Source organism: Azonexus sp. MM2026_4, from assembly GCF_055901855.1.
Genome location: NZ_CM148380.1, coordinates 20,416 through 43,891, shown reverse-complemented (window position 1 = coordinate 43,891; position 23,476 = coordinate 20,416). Strand labels below are relative to the sequence as shown.

The 23,476-nt window shown below is 65.1% G+C and carries 18 protein-coding genes and 2 riboswitches; of the genes, 12 read left to right on the top strand and 6 right to left on the bottom strand.

Features of this window, described 5'->3' with window-relative positions; all coding sequences use genetic code 11:
• Positions 1 to 20: 20 nt before the first annotated feature.
• On the bottom strand, positions 21 to 2,786 hold the full coding sequence (locus AC0KWY_RS00100; RefSeq protein WP_474027620.1) for a ribonucleoside-diphosphate reductase subunit alpha: 2,766 nt from the start codon (positions 2,784 to 2,786) through the stop codon (positions 21 to 23).
• A 158-nt stretch (positions 2,787 to 2,944) separates the two neighbouring features.
• Positions 2,945 to 3,141: riboswitch (cobalamin riboswitch) on the bottom strand.
• 259 nt (positions 3,142 to 3,400) lie between these two features.
• On the opposite strand from AC0KWY_RS00100, the gene AC0KWY_RS00095 reads away from it, so the two are divergent.
• Positions 3,401 to 5,038 carry an acyl-CoA synthetase gene (locus tag AC0KWY_RS00095; protein ID WP_474027619.1) on the top strand — a complete coding sequence of 546 codons (1,638 nt, stop codon included), beginning with the start codon at positions 3,401 to 3,403 and terminating at the stop codon, positions 5,036 to 5,038.
• 61 nt (positions 5,039 to 5,099) lie between these two features.
• Here the strand turns inward: AC0KWY_RS00095 and AC0KWY_RS00090 are convergent, their stop codons facing one another.
• Complete coding sequence (locus AC0KWY_RS00090; RefSeq protein ID WP_474027618.1) at positions 5,100 to 7,001, bottom strand: sensor histidine kinase; 1,902 nt, start codon at positions 6,999 to 7,001, stop codon at positions 5,100 to 5,102.
• Between the two features lie 157 nt (positions 7,002 to 7,158).
• Positions 7,159 to 7,365: riboswitch (cobalamin riboswitch) on the top strand.
• Positions 7,366 to 7,468: 103 nt separating this feature from the next.
• Between AC0KWY_RS00090 and AC0KWY_RS00085 the strand changes: the two genes are divergently transcribed.
• Positions 7,469 to 9,331, top strand: a complete 1,863-nt coding sequence (locus tag AC0KWY_RS00085) for a TonB-dependent receptor domain-containing protein (protein WP_474027617.1) — start codon at positions 7,469 to 7,471, stop codon at positions 9,329 to 9,331.
• 36 nt (positions 9,332 to 9,367) lie between these two features.
• Here the strand turns inward: AC0KWY_RS00085 and AC0KWY_RS00080 are convergent, their stop codons facing one another.
• Positions 9,368 to 13,573 carry a DEAD/DEAH box helicase gene (locus tag AC0KWY_RS00080; RefSeq protein ID WP_474027616.1) on the bottom strand — a complete coding sequence of 1,402 codons (4,206 nt, stop codon included), beginning with the start codon at positions 13,571 to 13,573 and terminating at the stop codon, positions 9,368 to 9,370.
• 108 nt (positions 13,574 to 13,681) lie between these two features.
• The gene (locus AC0KWY_RS00075; RefSeq protein ID WP_474027615.1) at positions 13,682 to 14,005 is read right to left on the bottom strand and encodes a hypothetical protein; all 324 of its coding nucleotides are present in this window, start codon (positions 14,003 to 14,005) and stop codon (positions 13,682 to 13,684) included.
• Between AC0KWY_RS00075 and AC0KWY_RS00070 the strand changes: the two genes are divergently transcribed.
• From AC0KWY_RS00070 to AC0KWY_RS00045, 6 genes are all read left to right on the top strand, one after another.
• Positions 13,992 to 14,156 (top strand): short-chain fatty acyl-CoA regulator family protein, encoded by a 165-nt coding sequence (locus AC0KWY_RS00070; protein WP_474027614.1) that lies wholly within the window; start codon positions 13,992 to 13,994, stop codon positions 14,154 to 14,156. The genes AC0KWY_RS00075 and AC0KWY_RS00070 overlap by 14 nt on opposite strands.
• A 260-nt stretch (positions 14,157 to 14,416) precedes the next feature.
• Positions 14,417 to 15,553: an SPFH domain-containing protein gene (locus tag AC0KWY_RS00065; protein ID WP_474027613.1), complete on the top strand. Its 1,137-nt coding sequence runs from the start codon at positions 14,417 to 14,419 to the stop codon at positions 15,551 to 15,553.
• Between the two features lie 12 nt (positions 15,554 to 15,565).
• A complete protein-coding gene (locus AC0KWY_RS00060; RefSeq protein WP_474027612.1) occupies positions 15,566 to 16,870 on the top strand; it encodes a hypothetical protein in 1,305 nt (434 codons plus the stop codon).
• Positions 16,867 to 17,127, top strand: a complete 261-nt coding sequence (locus AC0KWY_RS00055; protein WP_474027611.1) for a hypothetical protein — start codon at positions 16,867 to 16,869, stop codon at positions 17,125 to 17,127. The genes AC0KWY_RS00060 and AC0KWY_RS00055 overlap by 4 nt, the downstream gene beginning before the upstream one ends.
• Before the next feature lie 112 nt (positions 17,128 to 17,239).
• The gene (locus tag AC0KWY_RS00050) at positions 17,240 to 18,625 is read left to right on the top strand and encodes an exonuclease domain-containing protein (protein WP_474027610.1); all 1,386 of its coding nucleotides are present in this window, start codon (positions 17,240 to 17,242) and stop codon (positions 18,623 to 18,625) included.
• Complete coding sequence (locus AC0KWY_RS00045; protein WP_474027609.1) at positions 18,622 to 20,010, top strand: diguanylate cyclase; 1,389 nt, start codon at positions 18,622 to 18,624, stop codon at positions 20,008 to 20,010. The genes AC0KWY_RS00050 and AC0KWY_RS00045 overlap by 4 nt, the downstream gene beginning before the upstream one ends.
• A gap of 13 nt (positions 20,011 to 20,023) precedes the next feature.
• On the opposite strand, the gene AC0KWY_RS00040 is transcribed toward AC0KWY_RS00045, so the two are convergent.
• Together AC0KWY_RS00040 and AC0KWY_RS00035 are read right to left on the bottom strand one after the other, a co-directional pair.
• Complete coding sequence (locus AC0KWY_RS00040) at positions 20,024 to 20,227, bottom strand: hypothetical protein (RefSeq protein WP_474027608.1); 204 nt, start codon at positions 20,225 to 20,227, stop codon at positions 20,024 to 20,026.
• Between the two features lie 35 nt (positions 20,228 to 20,262).
• Positions 20,263 to 20,835, bottom strand: coding sequence for a DUF2726 domain-containing protein (locus AC0KWY_RS00035; RefSeq protein WP_474027607.1), 573 nt, complete (start codon positions 20,833 to 20,835; stop codon positions 20,263 to 20,265).
• Positions 20,836 to 21,101: 266 nt separating this feature from the next.
• Here AC0KWY_RS00035 and AC0KWY_RS00030 point away from each other — a divergent pair, with 266 nt between their 5' ends.
• The 4 genes from AC0KWY_RS00030 (at position 21,102) to AC0KWY_RS00015 (ending at position 23,404) form a co-directional block, all read left to right on the top strand.
• Positions 21,102 to 21,290 (top strand): hypothetical protein, encoded by a 189-nt coding sequence (locus AC0KWY_RS00030; RefSeq protein WP_474027606.1) that lies wholly within the window; start codon positions 21,102 to 21,104, stop codon positions 21,288 to 21,290.
• Between the two features lie 2 nt (positions 21,291 to 21,292).
• On the top strand, positions 21,293 to 21,490 hold the full coding sequence (locus tag AC0KWY_RS00025; RefSeq protein WP_474027605.1) for a hypothetical protein: 198 nt from the start codon (positions 21,293 to 21,295) through the stop codon (positions 21,488 to 21,490).
• Positions 21,487 to 21,897, top strand: coding sequence for a hypothetical protein (locus AC0KWY_RS00020; protein ID WP_474027604.1), 411 nt, complete (start codon positions 21,487 to 21,489; stop codon positions 21,895 to 21,897). Before AC0KWY_RS00025 ends, AC0KWY_RS00020 begins: the two co-directional genes overlap by 4 nt.
• Positions 21,898 to 22,129: 232 nt before the next feature.
• A complete protein-coding gene (locus tag AC0KWY_RS00015) occupies positions 22,130 to 23,404 on the top strand; it encodes an Hsp70 family protein (protein ID WP_474027603.1) in 1,275 nt (424 codons plus the stop codon).
• Positions 23,405 to 23,476: the final 72 nt, after the last annotated feature.

The following is a 23,476-nucleotide window of genomic DNA, read 5'->3' as shown; positions in this document are numbered from 1 at the left end:
TCGAATAAGCTTGGCAGCATTCATTGGCAAGCCTCGCACTCCGGATTGTCAATCGAACAGAATTTCGGCGCCTCCTCCTGCACCACCGCATCGTCGCGCCCGCCGGACTTTTCCGCCTGGCTGGCGCCCAGCGTGCGCAGGTAGTAGGTGGTCTTGAGGCCGCGCTTCCAGGCCAGTTTGTAGATTTCGTCGAGTTTCTTGCCGGAGGGCAGCGCCAGGTAGAGGTTGAGCGACTGCGCCTGGTCGATCCATTTCTGGCGCCGCGCCGCGGCTTCGATCAGCCACACCGGGTCGATCTCGAAGGCGGTGGCGTAGCGGGCTTTGAGTTCGTCGGGCACGCGGTCGATGCGGGCGAGCGAGCCGTCGAAATACTTGAGGTCGGCGACCATCACTTCGTCCCACAGGTCGAGCGCCTTGAGGTCGCGCACCAGCGCTTCGTTGACCACGGTGAATTCGCCGGACAGGTTGGATTTGACGTAGAGGTTCTGGTAGGCCGGCTCGATGCTGGCGGAGACGCCGACGATGTTGGAGATGGTCGCGGTCGGCGCGATGGCGACGCAGTTGGAGTTGCGCATGCCGTGGCGGGCGATGCGTTGCTTGAGCGCATCCCAGTCGAGGCGGCTGTCACGGTTGAGTTCGACCGCTTCGCCGCGCCCGGCTTCGAGCAGCGCGATGCTTTCGTGCGGCAGGATGCCGCGATCCCACAGGCTGCCGGTGAAGCTGGAGTAGCGGCCGCGCTCCTTTGCCAGTTCGGTCGACGCCCAGTAGGCCTGGTAGCAGACGGCTTCCATGCTGCGGTCGGCGAATTCGACGGCTTGCGGCGAGGCGTAGGCGATGCCGAGTTGGTACAGGCAATCGGCAAAGCCCATGATGCCCATGCCGACCGGGCGGTGGCGCAGGTTGGCGTTGCGCGCCTTGGGCGTCGCGTAGAAGTTGATGTCGACGACGTTGTCGAGCATGCGCATGGCCGTCTGCACGGTGCGGGCGAGCTTTGCCTGGTCAAGCTGGCCGTCCTTCAGGTGCGCCAGCAGATTGACCGAACCGAGGTTGCACACCGCCGTTTCCGAATCCGAGGTGTTCAGCGTGATTTCGGTGCACAGGTTGCTCGAATGGACGACGCCGACGTGCTGCTGCGGCGAGCGCAGGTTGCAGGCGTCCTTGAAGGTTATCCACGGATGCCCGGTCTCGAACAGCATGGTCAGCATCTTGCGCCACAGTTGCACGGCCGGCACTTTCTTGTGCAGCTTCAACTGGCCGGCGGCAGCCTTGGCTTCGTAGGCTTCATAGGCTTCGACAAAGGCGCGGCCGGATTTTTCGTGCAGGTCGGGGACGTCAACCGGCGAGAACAGCGTCCACTCGCCACCGGCGATCACGCGCTGCATGAACAGGTCGGGAATCCAGTTGGCGGTGTTCATGTCGTGCGTGCGGCGGCGCTCGTCGCCGGTGTTCTTGCGCAGTTCGAGGAATTCCTCGATGTCCAGGTGCCAGGTTTCCAGGTAGGCGCAGACGGCGCCCTTGCGCTTGCCGCCCTGGTTCACGGCGACCGCCGTGTCGTTGACCACCTTCAGGAAGGGAATGACGCCCTGGCTCTGGCCGTTGGTGCCCTTGATCCGGCTGCCCAGCGCGCGCACCGGCGTCCAGTCGTTGCCGAGGCCGCCGGCGTACTTCTGCAACAGCGCGTTTTCCTTGATCGATTGGTAGATGCCGTCGAGGTCGTCGGCCACCGTGGTCAGGTAGCAGGACGACAGTTGCGAATGCAGGGTGCCGCTGTTGAACAGGGTCGGCGTCGAGCACATGAAGTCGAAGCTGGAAATCAGGTCGTAGAACTCGATGGCGCGCGTTTCGCGGTCGATTTCGTTCAAGGCCAGGCCCATCGCCACGCGCATGAAGAAGAGCTGCGGCGTTTCGATGCGGCGGCCGTCGATGTGCAGGAAATAGCGGTCGTAAAGCGTCTGCAGGCCGAGGTAGCCGAACAGCTGGTTGCGCTCGGGCTTCAACGCGGCGGCCAGGCGCTCCAGATCGTAATCGGCCAGGCGCGGGTCGAGCAGTTCGGCGGCGATGCCGCGGGCGATGAATTTCGGGAAATAGCCGGCGTCGACCGCAGGATTTTGCGCCGCCTCGGCGCCGACCGCCTCTTCGTTCAGGCTGGCCAGCAGCAGGCGGGCGGTGGCGTAGTCGTAGCCCGGTTCGCGCTCGATCAGCGTGCGCGCGGCCAGAATCAGCGCCTGCTGGACGTCGGCCAGGGCGACACCGTCGTAGAGGTTGCGCAAGGCGTGGTCGAGGATGCTGCGCGCCGACACCTGCTCGCCCAGCCCGGCGCAGGCGGACTCGCAGCGGCGCAATAGCGCCGCCACGTCGAGCGGCCGGCGTTCGCCGTCCACCGTCACGTGCAGTTGCGGCACGCCCTGCACTTCCGCCAGCGTGGCGCGCTCGCCGGCGCGGCGTTCGCGGTAGAGCACGTAGGCGCGGGCAACGTCGTGTTCGCCGGAGCGCATCAGCGCCAGCTCGACCTGGTCCTGGATGTCCTCGATATGCACCGTACCGCCGTCCGGCAGACGGCGGGTCAGCGAGCGGACGACGGCCTCGGTAAGCTGGGCGACGACTTCGCGCACCCGCGACGAGACGGCGCTCTGGCTGCCCTCGACGGCGAGGAAGGCCTTGGTCATGGCCACCGAGATCTTCTCGGCGTTGAAGCCGACGACGGCGCCGTTGCGGCGGATGACCTGGAGAGCCGCCGTGCTGTGGGCGGAAAGATCGGAAAGACGGGCTAGGACGTTGACGGACACGGCGATTCTCCGGCATGGGGGGCGGAGAACCGGGACAGCGTGCGCCGGGCAAGACGAACGCCGCCGCGGGCAAAACCCGTTGCGACCTGCGACTCACGAACGAAAACCGGCTGCGACACGCTCATACCTTTCGCCAGGGACACCCCGCCCCATCGTTGGTTGGAAGGACGTTGCGGCAGGTCTCCTGGCTCTCGGCTCAACGCTTTCCACCGCCTTCCCGGTACGAAACCAGTGGCAAAGATGGGCAGAAAGCTCGCCGATGACAGTTGCGGGGGCAGCCCCGGATTCAAGGTCACAGACCTTTCACCGGATTCCCTTTTGATCCCTTGCGGGAACCGTCAACGCGGCGAAGTCTAGCTTCGCGTCATTGCCGCGTCAAGGCGCGGACACCATATTTAGTGGCCAGCAAGGAAATTTCCACTAACTGTAGTAACCACTCCCAAAGCCATTACCGACCGCCATTTTACGTAATTTAATTCACAATGATTAACCGCAACAATTCGTTGTTTATTAACCGAATTTTTGCATTGCAACAATCGAGTCTGTTCCGCTATAAATCGCGTTTTACTAATTATTAATTTTTGCCAACCATCAACTCACGCAGGAGACAGCACGTGACCAACCCGTACGCCCATGGCCTCGACAAGAATCCGGCCAACTACATCCCGCTTTCCCCGCTCACCTTCCTCGAACGCTCGGCCTTCATCTACCCGAAGCGAATCTCGGTGATCCAGGGCGAGCAGCGCTACACCTGGAAGGACAGCTACGCGCGCTGTCGCCAGCTCGCCTCGGCGCTGCAGCAGCGCGGCATCGGCAAGGGCGACACGGTGGCGGCGATGCTGCCCAACAGCAACGCCATGTTCGAATGCCATTTCGGCGTGCCGATGAGCGGCGCCGTGCTCAACACGCTGAACACCCGCCTCGACGCCGAAGCGATCGCCTTCATGCTGAGCCACGGCGAAGCCAAGGTGCTGATCACCGACCCGGAATTCTCGCCCGTGATCAAGGACGCCCTGGCCCTGCTCGAAGGACCGAAGCCGCAGGTCATCGACAGCCTCGACCCCGAGTTCACCGGCGGCGAAGCGCTCGGCGAGATCGACTACGAAGCCTTCATCGGCAACGGCGACCCGGAATTCGCCTGGGAACTGCCGGCCGACGAATGGGACCCGATCACCCTCAACTACACCTCGGGCACCACCGGTAACCCGAAGGGCGTCGTCTATCACCATCGCGGCGCCTACCTGAACGCCGCTTCCAACATCATTTCCTGGGGCATGCCGCCGCACTCGGTCTATCTGTGGACACTGCCGATGTTCCACTGCAACGGCTGGTGCTTCCCGTGGACGCTGGCCGCCAATGCCGGCACCAACGTCTGCCTGCGCAAGGTCGATCCGGCGCTGGTCTTCGGCCTGATCAAGGAACACAAGGTGACCCACATGTGCGGCGCACCGATCGTCTACGGCATGCTGATCAACGCCCCGGCCGAACTCAAGGCCGGCATCGAGCAGACGGTCAACGGCCTGATCGCCGGCGCCGCGCCCCCGGCGGCGATCATCGAGGGCGCCCAGAAGATGGGCTTCAACATCACCCACGTCTACGGCCTCACCGAAACCTACGGCCCGGCGTCGGTCTGCGCCAAGCAGCCGGAATGGGAACGCCTGCCGATCGACCTGCAGGCCGCCCGCAACGGCCGCCAGGGCGTGCGCTACCACATGCAGGAAGCGATCGCCGTGCTCGACCCGGTTTCCCTGCAGCCGGTGCCCTGGGACGGCGAGACGATGGGCGAAATCATGTTCCGCGGCAACCTGGTGATGAAGGGCTACCTGAAGAACGAAAAGGCCTCCGAGGAAGCCTTCGCCGGCGGCTGGTTCCACACCGGCGACCTGGCGGTCGTCCATAGCGACGGCTACGTCAAGATCAAGGACCGTTCCAAGGACATCATCATCTCCGGCGGCGAGAACATCTCCTCGCTCGAAGTCGAGGACGTGCTCTACCGCCACCCGGCGGTGATCGCCGCCGCCGTCGTCGCCAAGCCGGACGAGAAATGGGGCGAAGTGCCGGCTGCCTTCATCGAACTGAAGACCGGTGCCGACTGCAGCGAGGCCGACATCATCGAGCACTGCCGCGGCCACCTGGCCCGCTTCAAGGTGCCGAAGCAGGTCGCCTTCGGCGTCCTGCCGAAGACCTCGACCGGCAAGATCCAGAAATACGTCCTCCGCCAGCAGGCGAAATCGGTGCTCGCCATCGAGTGATCCGGCCCGTTCTCCGGCCAGCGAATGGACTGCTCCGGCAGTCCATTTTTTTGCCGGCGGATCAGGCGGCGGGTGCCGCCGCCTTCCTCAAGGCCACCGCAAACCAGAAAGTGCTGCCCTGGCCGAGATGGCTGGTACACCCGGCATCGCCGCCCATGATCCGGGCGATCTTGCGGGTGATCGCTAGACCGGCACCGAGGCCGCCGTACTGGCGCGTCGACGAGTTATCGACCTGCTCGAAGACGTTGAACAAGCGCTTCTGGTCGGCTTCGGCAATGCCGATCCCGGTATCTTCGACCTCGAAGCGCACCAGCACCGCCTCCGTCCCCGTCTCCCCCTGCGGCTCAATCGCGCGGACCCGGATGGTGATGCTGCCCGACGGCGTGAAGCGCAATGCATTGGCCAGGTAATTGTTCAGCGCCAGCCGGATGTAGGCAAGGTTGCCGACCAGCCCGGACGGTATCGGCGCCGCGTTGACGACCAGTGCCAGTTGCCTGGCGTCGGCCTCGGCCCGGATGTCTTCGACCGCGTCGCGAATCAGCGCGGCGGCATCGAAAGGCTGCTCGGTCAGTTCGAGCTTGTTGGCTTCCAGGCGGGTCAGTTCGAGCACGGCGGCGATGCTGCCGGTCAGCTTCTGGCAGGCCGCCGCGATCTTGTCCAGGCGCTCGGACTGCTTCACCGACAAGGGTTCGCGCCGCAACAGGGGAATCATGCCGAGAATGTGGTTGAGCGGCGTCCGCATCTCGTGGCTCATGTTGGCCAGGAAAGCGTTCTTCGCCACGTTGGCCACCTCCACCGCCTCCTTGGCCTCGGTCAGGGCGGCCATCGCCATGCGGCGGCCACGGGCGACGTGCAGCAACAGGCCGACCAGCAGGGTTTCCAGCACCAGCAGCCCGATCACGCCGACAATCTGCCAACGATAGGTTGCCCAGAGCGAAACGGGCCGATTGATGATCACGGCGCCGGCTGGCAGATCGTCCTCGCTGACGCCAAAACGCTGCATCACCGGATAATCGAAGATATCCTGGGTCGGCGTGGTCATGACGACGGGAATGCTGTCGGCCGGTGTCCCGTCGAGAATGCGTAGCGCCATGCCGGCCATCGTCCGCCCCTGCTCGGCGGCCGTGATGATGTGACCGCCCAGGGCGCCGGCATTGAGATGGAAGTCCCAGAACGTATAGGCGGGAAACGGACTGCCGGCGGTGATCCGGCTACCGTTCTCGGCCGGCGACAGGGCGCGGCCGCCCCCCTTGTCGCTCACCTGGCCGATCAGGAACAACAGGCTATCGGCGGGTAGCGCGGCGAGACGCCGGTGAACTTCCTCGATCGATGCATCCTTGAGCACGACGACATCGAAGCGCTTGCGCAGCTCGGGAAACACCGTTTGTTCGGCCACCTCGCCGATCCGCCTGCTGCTGGCGTCCGCCGTGGAAACGACGAAAGCCAGCGTGCGCACCCGCGGATGCACCCCGAGCGCCATGGCAACGGCATCGCCAATGGCGATTTCCTCGTTCACCCCAGTGATGTTGGCAACCCCCTCGGCCACCTCCGGGCGGAAATTGTTGTAGCCCCCGAAAACGATCGGCTGCTGCGGAAACAGGCGGGCACGATGACGGATCGCGAAATCGAAGGCGGCATTGTCGGCGACCACCACCACGTCGGGCGGGTATTCGGCGTACTTGACCGCCATCGCCTGCGCCAACGGCTCGATCTGCGCGCCGTAAGCGAAACGGCGGCTATCGAGATACTCGACGGAAAGCTCGATCTTCCTGCCGGAAGCAGCGAGGCGCGCCCGGAAAGCGTCCTCGATGCCGTCGCTCCAGGAATAGCCGCGATGGTAGGAATTGATGAAGAGGATGCGTGCCTCCGGCGTTCCCGCCGCGTTCGCGGCGCAACCCGCCATTCCCGCCAGCAAGACGAGGATGACGACGCACGAACGCAGGATGGCGGGAAGACCAGGCATGAGTTTGCTGAGTGATCAACGCTGAAAGGCATCATAGCGCACGATCCCGGACCTTTGTTTGCCGCCTTCCGTCTCACGTCGGCAGAATTGCAACGGTCGCGACAAGACCTTCGCCGGTTCCGCCCGCCCACCCGGACCAGGCGCCCCCGGCTCCGCTATAATCACGCCCGTTTCAGGTGCCGTGCGCGATATTCCTCGCCACGGTGAAACGGGAAAGCGGTGCGCCTCCGACGAGGCAATTCCGCTGCTGCCCCCGCAACGGTAAGCAAGTGCGGGCGCGCCATCGAGCCACTGGGTTTCCCCCCGGGAAGGCGGCGCGTCAAGACTTGCGAGCCCGGAGACCGGCCTGTGACGCAAGCGAAAGGACCACGGGGTGGTGGCGCCGGCTGATCCAGCCCAGTTTCCCCGTGCACTTTCTTTTCATCGCACACCGGCATGCGGGGACGCCTGCCGGCCAGGGGAAAATCATGCAAATCCGCCTCAAGCCCAGCGCAGCCCTTTTGCTGCCGCTCTTTGCCGGCAGCGCGCCGGCTGCCGCCGACCTCGGTACCGTTGTCGTCACCGCCACCCGTCAGGAAAACCGTGTCGCCGAAGTGCTCGCCGACGTTAGCGTCATCGACCGCGCGGAAATCGAACGCAGCGGCCAGGACACCGTCACCGAGCTGCTCGCCCGTCAGCCCGGCATCCAGACCGCGAGCAACGGCGGTCCCGGCACCACGACCAGCTTCTACCTGCGCGGCAGCAACTCGAACCAGACCAAGGTGCTGGTCGACGGCATCGCCATCAACTCGGCCGACCTCTCGGGCTCGCCGCTGCGCTTCCTGGCGCTGGCCAATATCGAGCGCATCGAGATCCTGCGCGGCCCGGCGGCCACGCTCTATGGCGCCGACGCTCTGGGCGGCGTGATCCACATCATCACCCGGCGCGGCGCGCCGGGCCTGCGCGCCGATGGCTACGTCGGCTACGGCAGCGACCATACCCGCGAGACCAGTGCCGGCGTCAGCGGCGGCGACGAACACTGGCGTTTCCGCGTCGAAGCCAACCACCGCGCCAGCGACGGCTTTTCGGCGCAGCGCCATGCCAGCAACCGCGACGCCGACGACGACGCCTACCGCAACACCGGCGGCAGTGCCGCGCTCTCCTTCATTCCCGCCGCCGGCCACGAGATCGGCGGCATCTGGCGGCGCAACGAGGGCCTCGTCCATTACGACAGCGGCAACCAGCCGGCGACCGGCAACTACGACGACCGCGCCCGCTTCACCACCGAGCAATGGCAGTTGTTCAGCCGCAACCGCCTGAGCGATGTCTGGACCAGCCGCCTGCAGTACGGCGAAGCCGAGGACCGCCAGAAATCCTATTACTGGGACGCCTGGGCCTGGCCGTTGCCGGTCGAGACGATCACCCGGCAGAACACGCGCAACCGGCAATTGAGCTGGCAGAACGACCTGACGCTGCCGCTCGGCAAGCTGCTGCTGGCGGCCGAACGCCAGGAGCAGGAAATCAGCCCCGACACCGGTTTTGCCCAGCGCCCGAAGGTCGACAACGACTCCGTCCTCGCCGGCTGGACCGCCAGCCTCGGCGACCATAGCTGGCAGCTCAACGCCCGCCGCGACGATCATTCCGAATTCGGTGGCGAAACCACCTGGGGCGTCGCCTACGGCTACCGCCTGAGCCGCGAACTGCGCGCCCACGCCAGCTACGGCACCGCCTTCAAGGCGCCGTCGGTGTACCAGTTGTTCATGACCTCGCCCTGGGGCAACGGCAATCCCGACCTCAAGCCGGAGAAATCGCGCAATCGCGAGATCGGGCTGAGTTGGGACAACGGCGTGCACGCACTGAGCGCCACCTGGTACCACAACCGGGTCAGCAACCTGATCGACTGGGTTTCCGATCCGGTCACCTGGATCGGCACCTACGAGAACGTCGACAAGGCCCGCCTCGAAGGCGCGACGCTGACCTACGCCGGCCGCTTCGGGCAATGGAACCTGCGCGCCAGCTACGACTGGCTGGATGCGAAGAACACCAGCAACGGTTTCGAACTGGGCCGGCGCGCCCGCGACAAGGCGATGCTCGGCGTCAGCCGCAACTGGGGGCCGCTCGAAACCGGCGTCGAAGTGCTGGGTGTCGGCAAGCGCTACAACACCAATACCGAAACCGGGCGCATGGGCGGCTACGGTCTGGTCAACCTGACCGCGCGTTACGCGATCACCGGCGAACTGGCGGTCGAGGCGCGCCTGAACAACCTGTTCGACAAGAAGTACGAAACCGCGCTCGGCTACAACACGCCCGGCATGAACGCCTTCGTCGGCCTGCGCTACAGCCCGAAGTAAGGAAACCGGCGGCGGGATTCCCGCCGCCCCCGCCCCCTACTCGCCCCGGATCAGCGCCACCAAGTCTTCCGTCGACGGCAGCGTTAACGCGTCACCCTCGTCGAGGATGCTGTCGGCCAGCGCCCGCTTGTCGTGGTGCAGGTTGACGATGCGTTCCTCGATGCTGCCCTTGCTGACCAGACGATAGACGGTGACCGGCCGGAGCTGGCCGATGCGGTGGGCGCGGCCCATCGCCTGGTCCTCGGCGGCCGGGTTCCACCAGGGGTCGGTGATCACCACGTAGTCGGCGGCGGTCAGGTTGAGGCCGAAGCCGCCGGCTTTCAGGCTGATCAGGAAGAGGTCGCTGTCGCCGGCCTGGAAGGCGGCGACGCGCTTGCTACGTTCGGCGGCCGGCGTCGCGCCGTCCAGGTACTGGTAGCTGATGCCGGCGGCGTCGAGCGGCGCGCGCAGGATCTGCAGGAAATCGACGAACTGGCTGAAGACCAGGGTCTTGTGCCCGTTGGCGGTGAGTTCGGCGGCCAGTTCGGCGAAGGCCTGCACCTTGGCGCCGACGATGCCGAATTCCGGGCTGACCAGGCGCGGATCGCAGGCGGCGCGGCGCAGTTTGGTCAGTTGCGCCAGGATGTTGAAACGCGCCTGCCCGGCCTGGGCATCGAGCGTCCCGACCTCGTCGATCGCTTGTCGGCGCAGCGCTTCGTAGTGCGCCGCCTCGGCGGACTCCGGAGCGACCGAGAGGATCAACTCGGTACGCGGCGGCAAATCCTGCAGCACCTGCGCCTTGGTGCGGCGCAGGACGAAGGGACCGATCAGGCGTTTCAGGACGTGCTGGGCGTCGCGGTCGCGGTTGCGTTCGATGGGCCCGGCGAAGCGTTCGTTGAAGCGGCCGCTGCTGCCGAGCAGGCCGGGGTTGGCGAAGCGCATGATCGACCACAGTTCGGCCAGCCGGTTTTCCACCGGCGTTCCCGAGAGGGCCAGACGGAAATCGGCCGGCAGTTCGAAGACCGCCTGCGAACGCTTGGTCGCCGCGTTCTTGATCGCCTGCGCCTCGTCGGCGACGACGGTGTGCCATGAACGGCCGGCAAAGCGTTCCTGGGCCAGTTGCAGCAGCGTGTAGGAGACGATCAGCACGTCCTGCGGGCCGGCTCCGTCGATCAACTGCTCGCGTTCGCTGTCGCCGGCCTCGCTGTAGATGCGAGTGTTCAGGCTGGGCGCGAAGCGCAGCGCCTCGGCCAGCCAGTTGCCGCACACCGAGGTCGGCGCGATGACCAGGGTGGCGCCGCCCGCTGCCCGTTCGAGCATGACGGCGAGCGCCTGCAGGGTCTTGCCCAGCCCCATGTCGTCGGCCAGGCAGCCGCCCATGCCGGCGGCGGCGAGGCGCATCGCCCACTGATAGCCTTCTTCCTGGTAAGGACGCAGCTCGGCCTGCAGGGATTTCGGCAGCTTCGGCAGGATGTTCTGGGCGGCGCGCAGGCGGTCGATCGCCTGGCGGAAATCGGCGCCGGCCTCCAGCCCGGTGCCGTCGAGCACGTCGTCGAGCCAGGCGGCGGCGATTTGCGGGACCTTGCTGCCGTGCTTGTCGACTTCGCCGACCGCCGCCAGGTCGAGCAGTTTCTGTTTCAGCGAGCGAGTCAGCGCCGCATAGACGCCGTCGCCGATCGGGATGAAGCGGCTCCGTCCGCGGGCGGCGGCAAGCAAGCTTTCCAACTGGACGACGAGGCCTTCATCGAGCGCGGCCTGGCCGGCGACGCGGAACCAGTCGCGCTCCTTGTTGACGGTGATGCCGAGCTTGCCGGGATCGACGCTGATGACGCGGACGCTCTTGCCCTTCGGCCAATCGACGGCGGCGATGCCGGCTTGCCCCGGCAGCCCCTCGACCAGCCCGAGCGCCTGCTCCGGGTCTTCGATCAGCCACTCGCCGGCCGCGGGATCGCCGATCTCTTCAAGGTAAGGAAAAGCGTCGAGCAGACTTTCGAGATGTTTCCTTTCCGCCGCCAGGTCCCGCTCGGCGCCCAGGGTTTCGCCGCCGATCGCCGCCATCAGCCGGACCCGGCCGCTGCCCACCGGCAAGCGCGGCCCCTCGGCGCCGAAGGGAGCGGCGACCAGACGCAACGACAGCGCTTCGCCGACCGGCGCCAGTTCCGCCCGCAGGCGCGTTTCCGCCGCGATCTGCCGCGAAGCCTGCGCCGCATCGGCCTGCACCTGGAAATGCCCGGCCAGCGCCTGCAAGGTCTTGTCTAGTTCGGCCTGCGCCCCCTCGGCCTTCGCCGGCACCGCGAAGCGCCCGGACACCAGTTGCGCGGCGCGTTTTTGCGCCGCCGTGTAGCGCACCAGCCGGACGCGCTGCGCGCCGTCCGGCAACAAGGTGATCAGGCGCAGCGCCTCGGCGTCGCGTTTGGCTTCCGCATCCAGGTAATAGCTGTCGGTATCCTCCGCGCGCAGGGGCGGGTTGATGCGCATGACGATCTTCTCGCCCTGGCGGACAGCTTCGAACTCGGGCGGCGTTTCGACCAGATCGACCAACTGCCCCGGCGCTTTTTCCAGGGCCACCGCCGGGTGGCCGACCAGGGCGCCAATCGCAGCGGCCAGATCGATATTGAAACGCTTGGCGTAATAGCGATCGGCGCGCAGGCAGCGGGCGACGCGGGCGTCGGCCGGCGGCAGCGCCTGATTGGCCGCCAGGCGGCCGAGCGGCAGCGCCTTCGGCGTGCTCCAGCCGCGGCTGCCGCGTTTCTGCTCAAGGGGCTTGATGTCGAGCAATTCGCCCTGCTTGCCGATGCTCAAGGTCCACAGGATGCGGGTCTTTTCGGCGTCGTCCTTGCCCTTGGCGGCGGCGGCGCCGTCGCCCGCCAGCGCCTGGAGGGCGCCGAGCACTTCGCGCCAGCGCTCGCCCTTGCCGGCGACAAAGAATCCCGCCGGCGGCTCGTCGCCGCCAAGCACGGCTTCGGCGGCGTCCAGCATCGCGAGCAGGCGCTTGAATCCGCACTCCTGCAGACGGCGGCGCAGACCGTCGAAAACCAGCGCCTTCTTGTTGCCGGCCTTGGCCACGCCCAGCGCCTCCGTGCCGACCCAGGCGGCCAGCATGACCTTCCAGAAAAGTACCAGAAAATATTGCTCGTAGCCGTTGTCCTGCAGCGAAAACGCGCCCGGCACCAGGGGCGCGTTGCCCAGTCGGGCGTCGATGGCATTGACCCAGCGCCCCCAATCGTCGTGCGCGCTGGGCGTTCGCGTGCCGGCTTCGCCGACGCAGAATTTGCGCGCCAGTTCGAGTTGCTTCGGACTCCCTTGCGCCAGCAGGGCGAGTGGGTAAAGCCAGGCGACCGAGTCCGGAAATACCCGTTTGCGCACCCCCATCTCGGTCTGACCGCGCTTGAGGGCAAGCTCGAAGGCCTGTTGCCCGCCCGCCCATTGGCCATCGGCAATCAGCTTCGCCGCCCGCAGGACATCGCAACCGGCACCGTCGATACCGTGCAGCGCCTGCTCGAGCAAGGCCGTATCGCCGCGCTGCAGCGCGAGATCGGCGAGCGCCATGCGCAGGTGGGGAGCCAGGCTATCCGGCCGGGACTGCAATCGCGCATAGGCCCAGTTGACGACCGGCAGGAAAGCACTCGACCAAAGCTTGCTGAGCGAAATGACCGCCCGGTTGGCCATTTCGGATTGCCAGTAGGGATCGAGGCGTTCGAAACTCTCGCCATCAAAGGGCAATAGAACCGCCTCCGCCGCCAGTTGCCACCAGCTCTGCTCCTCGTTGAGCACATTGGCCAGCGGCGCGATCTCTTCCCGCCCGCCCCCCGCCAACAGCATGGCGCGCAGCAGGGCAATGCTGCCAAACGGTTTGCCACGAAAGCTGTTGAACCACGGCCGGCGCAAATCGAATTGATGGACGCGGCAGACCAGTTCGACCACTCGCCGCGCTCCCTTGAGTTCGAGCAGTTGCCGGTAGAGCGGAACGCGCAGGGAATCGACCAGCCGGAAATAACCGGGGCGTTGCGCGTTTTCGTCAAGCAACTGGCGCTGATTCAGTTCCTGGAACGCCGTCCTGACCTGATCGCCGGTGAAATTGCGTCCGGCCGCATTCTTGAACTCCAGCAGCGACAGCAGCTCATGGACCTGGGTTCGGGTGCAGTACGACCACAGCAGCGCCCCCGCCAGGGCCACCTTGTGGGTGTCGGGGGACAAGCCCTGCATGTCGAATGGCGGGGCGGTGTCGGTCATCGGCGGCAGCGGAAAAAGATCGTCGGTCATAGAAGTGACAGGAGGAAAGGGCGAAAAAGCCGACGCCAAACCGCGAGTATTTTCGCACCGAACACATACCGTCAACGAGAAACCGCCATCTCCCGCTGTTTACTGAACTCAGCCTGCAAGGCTCTCGGAAAGTTCACCGCAGACGCCGAGCAGACTGACGCGGAAATCAGCCGCCAGCTCACGATACGCAGCCAGCACCGCCGCCAGGTCGGCCTGTTCGATAGCCTGGCACAGTGCTGCGCGCTGCGCCGGCGACCCGCCCCGGTCGGCGAATGCCAGCGCCGGGCCGAGGCAGAACTGCAATTGCTGGTGCAGGTTGCGGCTGACCGCCGCCAGCGGCGACTGGCCGAGCAGCTCGACCGTCCTGTGGCAAAACCCCGCCCAGCTGCCGCCCGCCGCGGCAGCCTGACCCAGCCGTGTGCGCCTCTGCATCCTCGATCTCAAGGCCATCGACGACTTCACGCCGATCGGCACCGCCTGCAAGGTCTGCCCACGCACCCGCTGCGCGCAACGCGCCTTTCCGCCCAGCGGCAACGCCCTGGTCGTCGACGAGAAGCGGCGGCATTTTTCGCCCTACGCCTGAATCGCCACGCCGCCCACGACCGCCGCGAACCCGACCTGGCAGACCACGCCAAACGACTCGCCCGGCAACTGGCACCGGTTTGCCGCCTGATTCAGCCTTTGTTCTTCCGTTTGACATGCAGTGAAAGGCCCGGGGATACTTGCCACCGATCGAGTTTTCCAGCATTGCACCTGGTGCATTTCCCGACCGAAAATCGGCATCGCGCCTTTCCGGGCGGCTGGTCTCTGGTGGTCTCAACGAATCTTCAGCGGGGAGTTGTCATGGGTCTTTTGCGGGCGGTGAGCGGTGCGGTCGGCGGTGTGCTGGCGGACCAGTGGAAAGACTTCTACACGGTGCCGGCCGGCCTGCCGTCCACGGCAGCGCTGTTTGCAGCGGTGCCGCAGGGCACCAATGCCGGGCGCGGCTCGAACACCAGCGGCTCCTCCAACATCATCAGCAACGGCTCGAAGATCGTCGTCCCCGAAGGCTACGGGCTGCTGCTCTTCCAGGAAGGCAAGATCACCGCCTTCGTCGCCGAACCGGGCGGCTACGAGTGGCGCTCGGACGACCTCAACTCGCAGTCGATCTTCGCCGGCGACAACATCGTCAGCGCGCTGATCATGCAGAGCTGGGAACGGTTCAAGTTCGGTGGCCAGCCCGGTTCGCAGCAGGCTGCGTTCTTCGTTTCGTTGAAGGAATTGCCGGACAACCGCTTCGGCACGCAGTCCGAGATCTACTGGGACGATGCTTTCCTCAATACGCAGGTCGGCGCGATCACCCGCGGTTCGTATACGCTGAAGATCGTCGACCCGATCCTGTTCGTGAAGAACTTCGTGCCGGCCAGCTACCTGCAGGCGGGCAGGGTTTTCGATTTCACCGACTTCGACAATGCCGCCGCCAGCCAGTTGTTCAACGAAGTGGTCGCTTCGCTGGCGCCCGCCTTCAGTCTGTACACCAACGACCCGGGCAAGGGCAACCGCATCACCAAGATCCAGCAGGATACGGTCGGCTGCGCCAAGAGCCTGTCCGCTGCGGTCGAGCAGGCTTACCAGTGGAAATCCGATCGCGGCCTGGCGATCACCAAGACCGCCATCGTCTCGATCGAATACGACGCGGCTACGCGCGAGTTGCTGAAGACTGTCCAGCGCGCCGACGCGCTGTCCGGTGCGCGCGGCAACTCGAACCTGCAGGCCAGCGTCGCGCAAGGTATCCAGTCGGCGGGCGAACACAGTGGCGCCGCCGGACTGGTAGGCATCGGCATGGCCACCGGCGGCCTCGCCGGGCTGCAGCAGCAGCCGGCGGCCCCGGCGGCAGACGACCCGGTGGCCAAGCTGAAGAAAGCCAAGGAGATGCTCGATCTCGGCCTGATCACCCAGGCCGACTACGACGCGCTCAAGGCCAAGGCGCTGGGCCTGTAGCGCAGCGCGACCATGGCCGATTCCGAGTTCCCTCCGCGACGCCCGGTCGCCGGCCCCGGTTCGCCGCGGGACGTGCCGCCGCGCCCGGGTAGCCAGCCAGTCGATCCGGCCCTGCCCGAGGCAATCCGCCAGGAGCTGGAGGCGCCCGACCCGGTCATCATCGACACCGCCGCGACCGAACTCAGCGACGGCATCAACCGCTGTCCGAAGTGCAGTTCGACCGACATCCGCCACAAGCCCGGCAGCGATTCGCTGGTCTGCCTGTACTGCCGCAACGAATGGGACGGCACGCGGGTCGAGGAACTGTTCGGGCTGGGGGAAGGCATTGACGATCTCAAAGGCACCGTCATCGCCTCCGGTGCCCGCGACATCGCCGCCGATGCCGCTGCCCTGATGACCTTCAAATGCACCGGCTGCGGGGCCGAGGTGACGATCAACACGGAAAATGCGATGACCGCGCGCTGCCACTGGTGTCGCCATACCCTGGGGGTGAACGAGCAGATTGCCAACGGCGCGGTACCCGACGCGGTCCTGCCCTTTCGCATCAAGAAGGAAGACGCGGTGGCGCGTATCCGCCAGTTCGTCGATAAACGGCGGCTGTTCGCCCTGAAGGCCTTCAAGACGCAGTTCACGCCCGAGAACGTCACCGGCGTCTACCTGCCCTACATGATCGTCGACGGCAGGGTGAGCGTCGATGTCGCCGGCCAGGGCGAGATCAAGACGCGCGAATACACGCGCGGCTCCGACAAGAACAAGCAGACCTACTACGACGCCGACATCTACCAGGTCGAACGGCACGTCGATTTCACCGTCGACGATCTGCCGCTGGAGTCATCCAGCGAACGCGGCAACCTCGACACCCGCACCAATACCAACAACATCATCAACACCATCCTGCCGTTCGATACCAAGAACGCGGTGAAGTGGAACGCGTCCTACCTGTCGGGTTTCACCTCGGAAAAACGCGACAGCAACATCGAACACCTGCAACCGCGGCTGGAAGATCAACTGCTGTCGATCGGCCGCGCCCAGGTCGAAAACTCGGTGCGCCGCTACAACCGCGGCGTGCGCTGGGAACAGGAAAAGCTCGATGTGCACGGCAGCCGCTGGGTTTCCATGTACCTGCCGGTCTGGCTGTACTCCTACCACCAGACCGGCGCCAATGGCGGCATGCTGCACTACATCGCGGTCAATGCCCGCACTGGCGAAACCATGGGCAGCGTGCCGGTGCAGCAATGGAAACTACTGCTGGCCGCGCTCACCGTCGGCACCATCCTCGAAACCATCGCCATTGCGATCCTGGTGAATTTCTCATGAGCGACGACAGCGGACTCTGGCTGCTCCTGGCTGGCCCGGTCGGCGCAAGCGCGCTGTACTGGACCCTGTACCGTTACTACCGCAACACCGACAAGTCGCACGGCTTCGAGCGCGAAACCAAGGTCGCGGCGCAGCCGGTGCGGGGAACGGACATCAAGGTCGACGAGATCACGGGCACGCAGCGGACGCGTATCGATGGCGACAACGTGAGCGACTATCGCGCCCGGGTCCGGCGGATCAGGGGCGGGTCTTCCTGAACACGGGGCCTGCGGGCATGGCGGCTTGCCGGCAGATTGGCGGTGACAATCGAAGACTTTTTCGCCCTGCGCCTGAATCGCCACGCCGCCCAGTCATGAGACAATTCCGGCCATGACCGCCATCGCCTTCGTGGACCTGGAAACGACCGGCGCCACTGCCGCCAGCGACCGCATCACGGAAATCGGTATCGTCGAAGTCGATGCCGACGGTAGCGTGCGCGAGTGGCAGCAACTGGTCAATCCGGGACGGCGCATCGCCCCTTTCGTCGAACGCCTGACCGGCATCAGCAACGCCATGGTCGCCAGCGCCCCGCCCTTTGCCGAAGTCGCCGAAGAAGTCCGGCGCCGCCTGCAGGGGCGCCTGTTCATCGCCCATAACGCGAGTTTCGACTACGGCTTCCTGAAAAGCGAATTCCGCCAGCTCGGCATCGACTTCCGGGCGCCGGTGTTGTGTACCGTCAAGCTGTCGCGCGCGCTCTACCCGGAATTCAAGCGCCACAGTCTGGATGCGCTGATCGAACGGCACGGTCTGCACGCCAGCGGCCGCCACCGGGCGCTGGCCGACGCCCGCCTGATCCACCAGTTCTGGCAGAAGATCCATGGCGACCGCAGCGCCGACGAAATCGCCTCGGCACTGGCCGAACTGAATCCCTATTCCAGCCTGCCGCCACACATCGACGCCGAAATCGTCGACGCGCTGCCCGACACCCCCGGCGTCTACCTGCTCTACGGCAGCCGGGACGAGCAGGACGATCTGCCGCTCTACGTCGGCAAGGCCAAGAACATCCGTAGCCGGGTCCTGGCCCTCTTCTCCGGCAAGCAACGTTCGCCGCGCGAACGCGCGCTGGTGCAACAGACGCGGCGCATCGACTGGATCCAGACCGCCGGCGAGATCGGCACCCGGCTACGGGAAACGGCACTGGTCAAGCAGTTGCGGCCGACCCAGAACGGCACGCTGCGCGACGACGAGGAAGTCTGTACCTGGACCTTCATCAACGCCGGCGACGGCTGGCTGCGGCCGCAACTGAGCCTGGTCCGCAACCTCGGCGTCGGCACCGGCAAGGCCTGCTACGGGCTGTTCAGCAACGCGCGCCAGGCCAAGGAATTCCTGCGCAACCTGGTCGAAACCAACCAGCTCTGCGATGTCCTCAGCGGCCTTGAACACGCGCCGGCCGGCGAGGCCTGCCCGGGACACCTCGCCGGCCGCTGCAAGGGTGCCTGCGTCGGCCAGGAAACGCTGGCCAGCCACAGCGCCCGCCTGGTCGGCGCGCTGGTCGCCCTCAAGCTGCCCAGCTGGCCCTTCCCCGGACCGGCAGTGATCCACGAGGGCGACGAAATCCACGTCATCGACGGCTGGCGCTACCTCGGCACGGTGCGCAGCGAAGCCGAGATCGACGACCTGCTGGCGGCCGGCCGGCCGCCCTTCGACCACAGCACCTACACCATTCTCAACAAGCACCTGCGGCTGATGAAACCGCTGCACCAGGGCCAGCCATGAGACGCCTGCTGGCTGCCGCCCTGTGCATCGCCCTCACCGCGACGGCGACGGAAGCCGAAAACACGACGCCGGCCATCGAATTCTCCGCCACCGAACGGGCCTACCTGGCCAGCCAGCCGATCATCCGCATGTGCGTCGATCCGGACTGGGCGCCGTTCGAGCTGATCGACGAACGCAGCCGCCACATCGGCATCGCCGCCGACCTGATCCAACTGGTCTCGCGGCGTACCGGCCTGAAGATCATGCTCTACCCGACGCGCACCTGGGAGGAAAGCCTGACCGCGTCGAAAGCCGGGCGCTGCCAGATCATGAGCTTCCTCAACCGGACGCCGGAACGCGAACGCTGGCTCGACTTCACGGCGCCGATCTTCGTCGACCCGAACATGATCATCGCCCGCGAGGACCACCCCTTCGTCGGCGACGTCCGCTGGCTGCGCGACGAAAGCGTCGCCCTGCCGCGCGGCACCATGGTCGAGGAGCACCTGCGTCGCGACTATCCCAACCTGCGCATCGTCCTCACCGAAAGCGAACCGGAAGCGATGACCCTGGTTTCCGAACGCAAGGCCGATTTCACCGTGCGTTCGCTGATCGTCGCCGCCCACGCGATCCGCAAGCAGGGCCTGTTCAACCTGAAGATCGCCGGCCAGGTCCCGGAGCTCGGCAACCAGTTGCGCATTGGCGTGATCAAGAGCGAGCCGGCCTTGCGCGACATCCTCGACAAAGGCGTCGCCACGCTGAGCGTGAGCGACCGCGAGCAGATCGTCAATCGCCACGTCTCGATCACCGTCCAGAACGGCACCGATTACCGGCTGGTCTGGCAACTGCTGGCCGGCGGCCTGGTCATCGCGCTGATCGGCGCTTTCTGGATGCGCAAGCTCAGCCGCTTGAACCGCGAACTGGCGCGGCTTTCAGTTACCGACCGGCTGACCGGCATCTACAACCGGATGAAGCTCGACGAAGCGCTCGCCGCCGAAATCCAGCGCTGCCGCCGTTACGATCAGGCGCTGGCGATCGTTCTCCTCGACATCGATCACTTCAAGCGGATCAACGACACTTACGGCCACCAGGCGGGCGACCGCGCGCTGATCGACATCGCGCGACTGCTCAGTGAAGGCAGCCGCGAAACCGATGTCGTCGGTCGTTGGGGCGGCGAGGAATTCATGATCGTGCTGCCGCACACCGATCTCGCCGGCGCCGGCCGGCTGGCCGAAAAAATGCGCACCACCATCGCCGCCCACGATTTTTCCGGCATCGAGCGGCAAACCGCCAGCTTCGGCGTTGCCGCCTACCGCATCGACGATCAGCCGAACGACCTGGTCGCCCGCGCCGATGCCGCGCTCTACGAAGCCAAGCACGCTGGGCGCAACCGGGTAGCCGGTACCTGAATCCCGTGCCGGCTCAATCCGCGCCGGGTTGAGCCGCATCGTCATCGCCGATCGCCGCATCGACGCCGGCGGCAGCCACGTCGACCGCCGTTCCCACCACCGTCGCGCCGACTTTCACCGTCGTTGCCACCACCGTCACCGCGGCGTCGGCCACGGTGACCACGGCACAACCCTGAAGCCCGGCACAAAGCAGCAGGGCAAAGCAACGAACACGCATGCAGACTCCAACGATCGCGCCGGCCAACCCCGGCCTCAGCTACTACCCGCACCCCGGCAAGCGGCGGCCAGCTCCGGAAAAACCACTTCGGCACCCGGCGTCTGCATAGCCGGCGCGCCCAGCGCCACCGCCACCACGCCGCGCACATCGTCCGCCAGGTAAGTGCGCTGCGCCGGGAAGAATACCAGCGGCAGGCCGGCGGCGGCGCAGGCATGATGCAGGAATTCGTCGCGCCGCTTGCGCTTGCCGCGGGTATGGGAGATGTCATTCAGCTCGATGGCGCAAACCGGCTGCAGGTCACCCGGGCGACAGAGCAGGAAGTCGAAGTGCTTGCCGCTGATCTGGTTGAAAGCCTTGTGCCAGGCCGCTCGCGTCTGGCAAGTGGCGATCCCCAGCACATCGGCAACGCGAACCTTGCCAAAGACCCGGAACTCGTCTCCCAGCGATTGCTCCAGCACCCCGAAGAACGAGCGCTCGGCGGGCGAGAACAGCCGCTCCACCAGCACATAGGGCGCCTTTTCCGCCACGGAAACCACGTTGCGCCGCTTGCGCGTCGCCAGGACAAGAAGCGCGGCAACGGCGAGCAAACCCGTAACGAACCATTCCATTTTTGCCTCCATTGTTAGTCGTTTGGAATAACAAAAAAGGCTACGCCTTTGCCGTTTCCGGCTCAAGCCGGAAGCACCCAATCGCGGGCAAATTGCCGGTTTTCGCCGAAAATTCCTGTCGCCCGTCAGCGACAGCGGCGCTCACAAGGCCTTGCCGACATCGCTGCCTGGCAGCTTCCAGCCATTGAATATGTCATAACCCAAAGGGATAATGCCGCTTTTCAAACCTGAACCAACGCACAACGGGATTCCAACTCGGAGACACCATGGAAGCACTATTTGGCATCGCCTTACTGATCATTCCGCTCTGGCGGATCTGCGGCCGGGCGGGATTTCACCCGGCGCTGTCACTCATCGCCATCGTCCCGCTGCTCGGCTTTCTCGTCGTCGCCGGCATCCTCGCGTTTTCCGACTGGCCGGCGTCGAAGCCGACCGCCGCTGACCAAGGGAGCTGAACATGGGTTCCTTTTCGATTTGGCACTGGCTGATCCTCATCGTCATTGTCGCCCTGCCCGCCTGGTTCTTCGCACGCATCTTCACGAAGGCCGGTCTGTCGCCGTGGTGGGCCCTGATCGCCTTTGTCCCGCTGTTCAACCTGATTGCACTGTGGTCGTTCGCTTTTTCGCCCTGGCCGAAATTTCCGGAGAAAACGTGACAAACGGGAATCGCGCCACATTCAAAGCCACGAAGGACGAAGCCGAAGTAGCGATGGAAAGTGGTATTCCAAAGGAAAATCTGACCGCAAGCCCCTCGCGTCAGTGCAAAAAATGGAGGGATCAGGCATTTTTGATCATTGCCATTCCCGCAGCACTATACCTGGCCTACATATTGGTAGCGTTCTCGGTAGGAGCCGAGCACTCCTGTGACGGCGGTGGCGAAACGTATTTCCTGCTTGGCATCTGGTCGCTACCAGTCCTCGCCAGTTCTGCATTTGTTTTTGGTCCCAGGTACAGCGTGATTGCACGCCTCGTCGCTTCCATCACTTCCACGATAATCGGCGTGATCGTCTGGGCTACAGCGTTCAGCGCTTCTGGCATGGAGTTCATCTGCAGGCTTTTTTGACTTTGCATAAAAATGCCGCAAAAAAACCTTCAGACAGCCCTCCCCGCAAACGGTCGAGTAAGTGATTGAATCCATTGACTCGCCAAGAATGGCAATTAGCCAACCAGCAGCAGATCAGCACTGCGTTGCGGCGAATGACAATCTCGAGGCCGGCGCTTAGCCTCGGGCTAACTCTTCTGGACAGGCAAGAGGCGGCGCTGTAGCATCGCCGCCCCGTCCAAAAAGCCCACCCATGGTTTCACCTACTTCAGCCCATGCCCTCGGGATCGATTTCGGCACCTCCAACTCAACCGTCGGCTGGCTGAGGCCGCAGCAGGCAACGCTGCTCCCACTTGAAGATGGCAAGCCGACCTTGCCTTCCGTCGTTTTCTTCAATGCCGAGGAAGATACGGTCCGCTTCGGCCGGGCTGGCCTTCAGGACTACCTCGACGGTCATGAGGGACGGCTGATGCGCTCCCTCAAGAGCCTCCTGGGCAGCAGCCTGATTGACGGAATCACCGAAGTCCAGGGGCGCCCCATTCGCTTTCGCGATCTGCTTACCCAGTTCATCGCCACCCTCAAGGCGCGCGCGGAAGCGCACGGCGGGCGCCCTTTCCATCAGGCAGTTTTCGGGCGGCCGGTGCATTTTGTCGATGACGATACCGCCGCCGATCGGCTGGCCGAGGCCACTTTGGGCGAAATCGCCCGGGCGGTGGGGTTCAAGGAATTGAGTTTCCAGTACGAACCCATCGCTGCCGCCTTCCATTACGAGACTGGCCTTACCCGGGAGGAAGTGGTCCTGGTCGCCGATATTGGCGGTGGCACTTCCGATTTCTCCATCGTTCGTCTTTCCCCGGATCGAGTACACGCAGTCGACCGATGGAGCGATGTCCTGGCCAACGATGGCATCCACATCGGCGGCACCGATTTCGACAAACAACTGAGCCTGGCCGAAGTCATGCCCCTGCTGGGTCATCGCAGCCAGTTGAAGAATGGTCGGGAAATGCCGTCCAGCATCTATTTCAACCTGGCGACCTGGCACACCATCAATTTTGCCTACACTCGCCAGGTCTGGGCCGAACAGCAGCGGCTGCATCTTGAAACCATCGCGCCGGAACGGCTCGATCGTCTTCTGGCCTTGATCCGGGAACGCGCCGGCCATTGGCTGGCCCACCAGGTTGAACAAGTAAAGATTGCCCTTTCCAGCCAGGAGACGGCGCAGCTTTCCCTGGAGCGATTCTCTCCGGAGGAGCAAATGTTGCTGACTCGCAGCCAATTTGATCTGGCAGCCCAGATTCTGGTGGAAAAGATCGAGGCTGCCGTCACTCGACTGCTACCCGAGGCGGGGGTGGCGGCCTCCGGTATCGATACGCTCTTCTTCACCGGCGGATCGAGCGGCATTCCTCTGCTGCGTCGGCGCCTTTCAGCGCTGTTCCCCCAGGCCCGGGTCGTCGAAGGCGACCTCTTCGGCAGCATTGGCGCGGGCCTGGCAGTCGATGCAGCGCGCCGTTACGGGATGGGGCCTTAGCCAACAGCGGCCGATTTCTTGCCGTTGCCCGGTAGAACGAGTCTGGAAGGCACACCACCTGAAGGACGAAGA

Coding starts and splice junctions, on each gene's coding strand:
- AC0KWY_RS00090 (WP_474027618.1), bottom strand. CDS start 7,001: ATGCCTGGTCTTCCCGCCATCCTGCGTTCGTGCGTCGTCATCCTCGTC.
- AC0KWY_RS00085 (WP_474027617.1), top strand. CDS start 7,469: ATGCAAATCCGCCTCAAGCCCAGCGCAGCCCTTTTGCTGCCGCTCTTT.
- AC0KWY_RS00080 (WP_474027616.1), bottom strand. CDS start 13,573: ATGACCGACGATCTTTTTCCGCTGCCGCCGATGACCGACACCGCCCCG.
- AC0KWY_RS00075 (WP_474027615.1), bottom strand. CDS start 14,005: ATGCAGAGGCGCACACGGCTGGGTCAGGCTGCCGCGGCGGGCGGCAGC.
- AC0KWY_RS00065 (WP_474027613.1), top strand. CDS start 14,417: ATGGGTCTTTTGCGGGCGGTGAGCGGTGCGGTCGGCGGTGTGCTGGCG.
- AC0KWY_RS00060 (WP_474027612.1), top strand. CDS start 15,566: ATGGCCGATTCCGAGTTCCCTCCGCGACGCCCGGTCGCCGGCCCCGGT.
- AC0KWY_RS00055 (WP_474027611.1), top strand. CDS start 16,867: ATGAGCGACGACAGCGGACTCTGGCTGCTCCTGGCTGGCCCGGTCGGC.
- AC0KWY_RS00050 (WP_474027610.1), top strand. CDS start 17,240: ATGACCGCCATCGCCTTCGTGGACCTGGAAACGACCGGCGCCACTGCC.
- AC0KWY_RS00045 (WP_474027609.1), top strand. CDS start 18,622: ATGAGACGCCTGCTGGCTGCCGCCCTGTGCATCGCCCTCACCGCGACG.
- AC0KWY_RS00040 (WP_474027608.1), bottom strand. CDS start 20,227: ATGCGTGTTCGTTGCTTTGCCCTGCTGCTTTGTGCCGGGCTTCAGGGT.
- AC0KWY_RS00035 (WP_474027607.1), bottom strand. CDS start 20,835: ATGGAATGGTTCGTTACGGGTTTGCTCGCCGTTGCCGCGCTTCTTGTC.
- AC0KWY_RS00030 (WP_474027606.1), top strand. CDS start 21,102: ATGGAAGCACTATTTGGCATCGCCTTACTGATCATTCCGCTCTGGCGG.
- AC0KWY_RS00025 (WP_474027605.1), top strand. CDS start 21,293: ATGGGTTCCTTTTCGATTTGGCACTGGCTGATCCTCATCGTCATTGTC.
- AC0KWY_RS00015 (WP_474027603.1), top strand. CDS start 22,130: ATGGTTTCACCTACTTCAGCCCATGCCCTCGGGATCGATTTCGGCACC.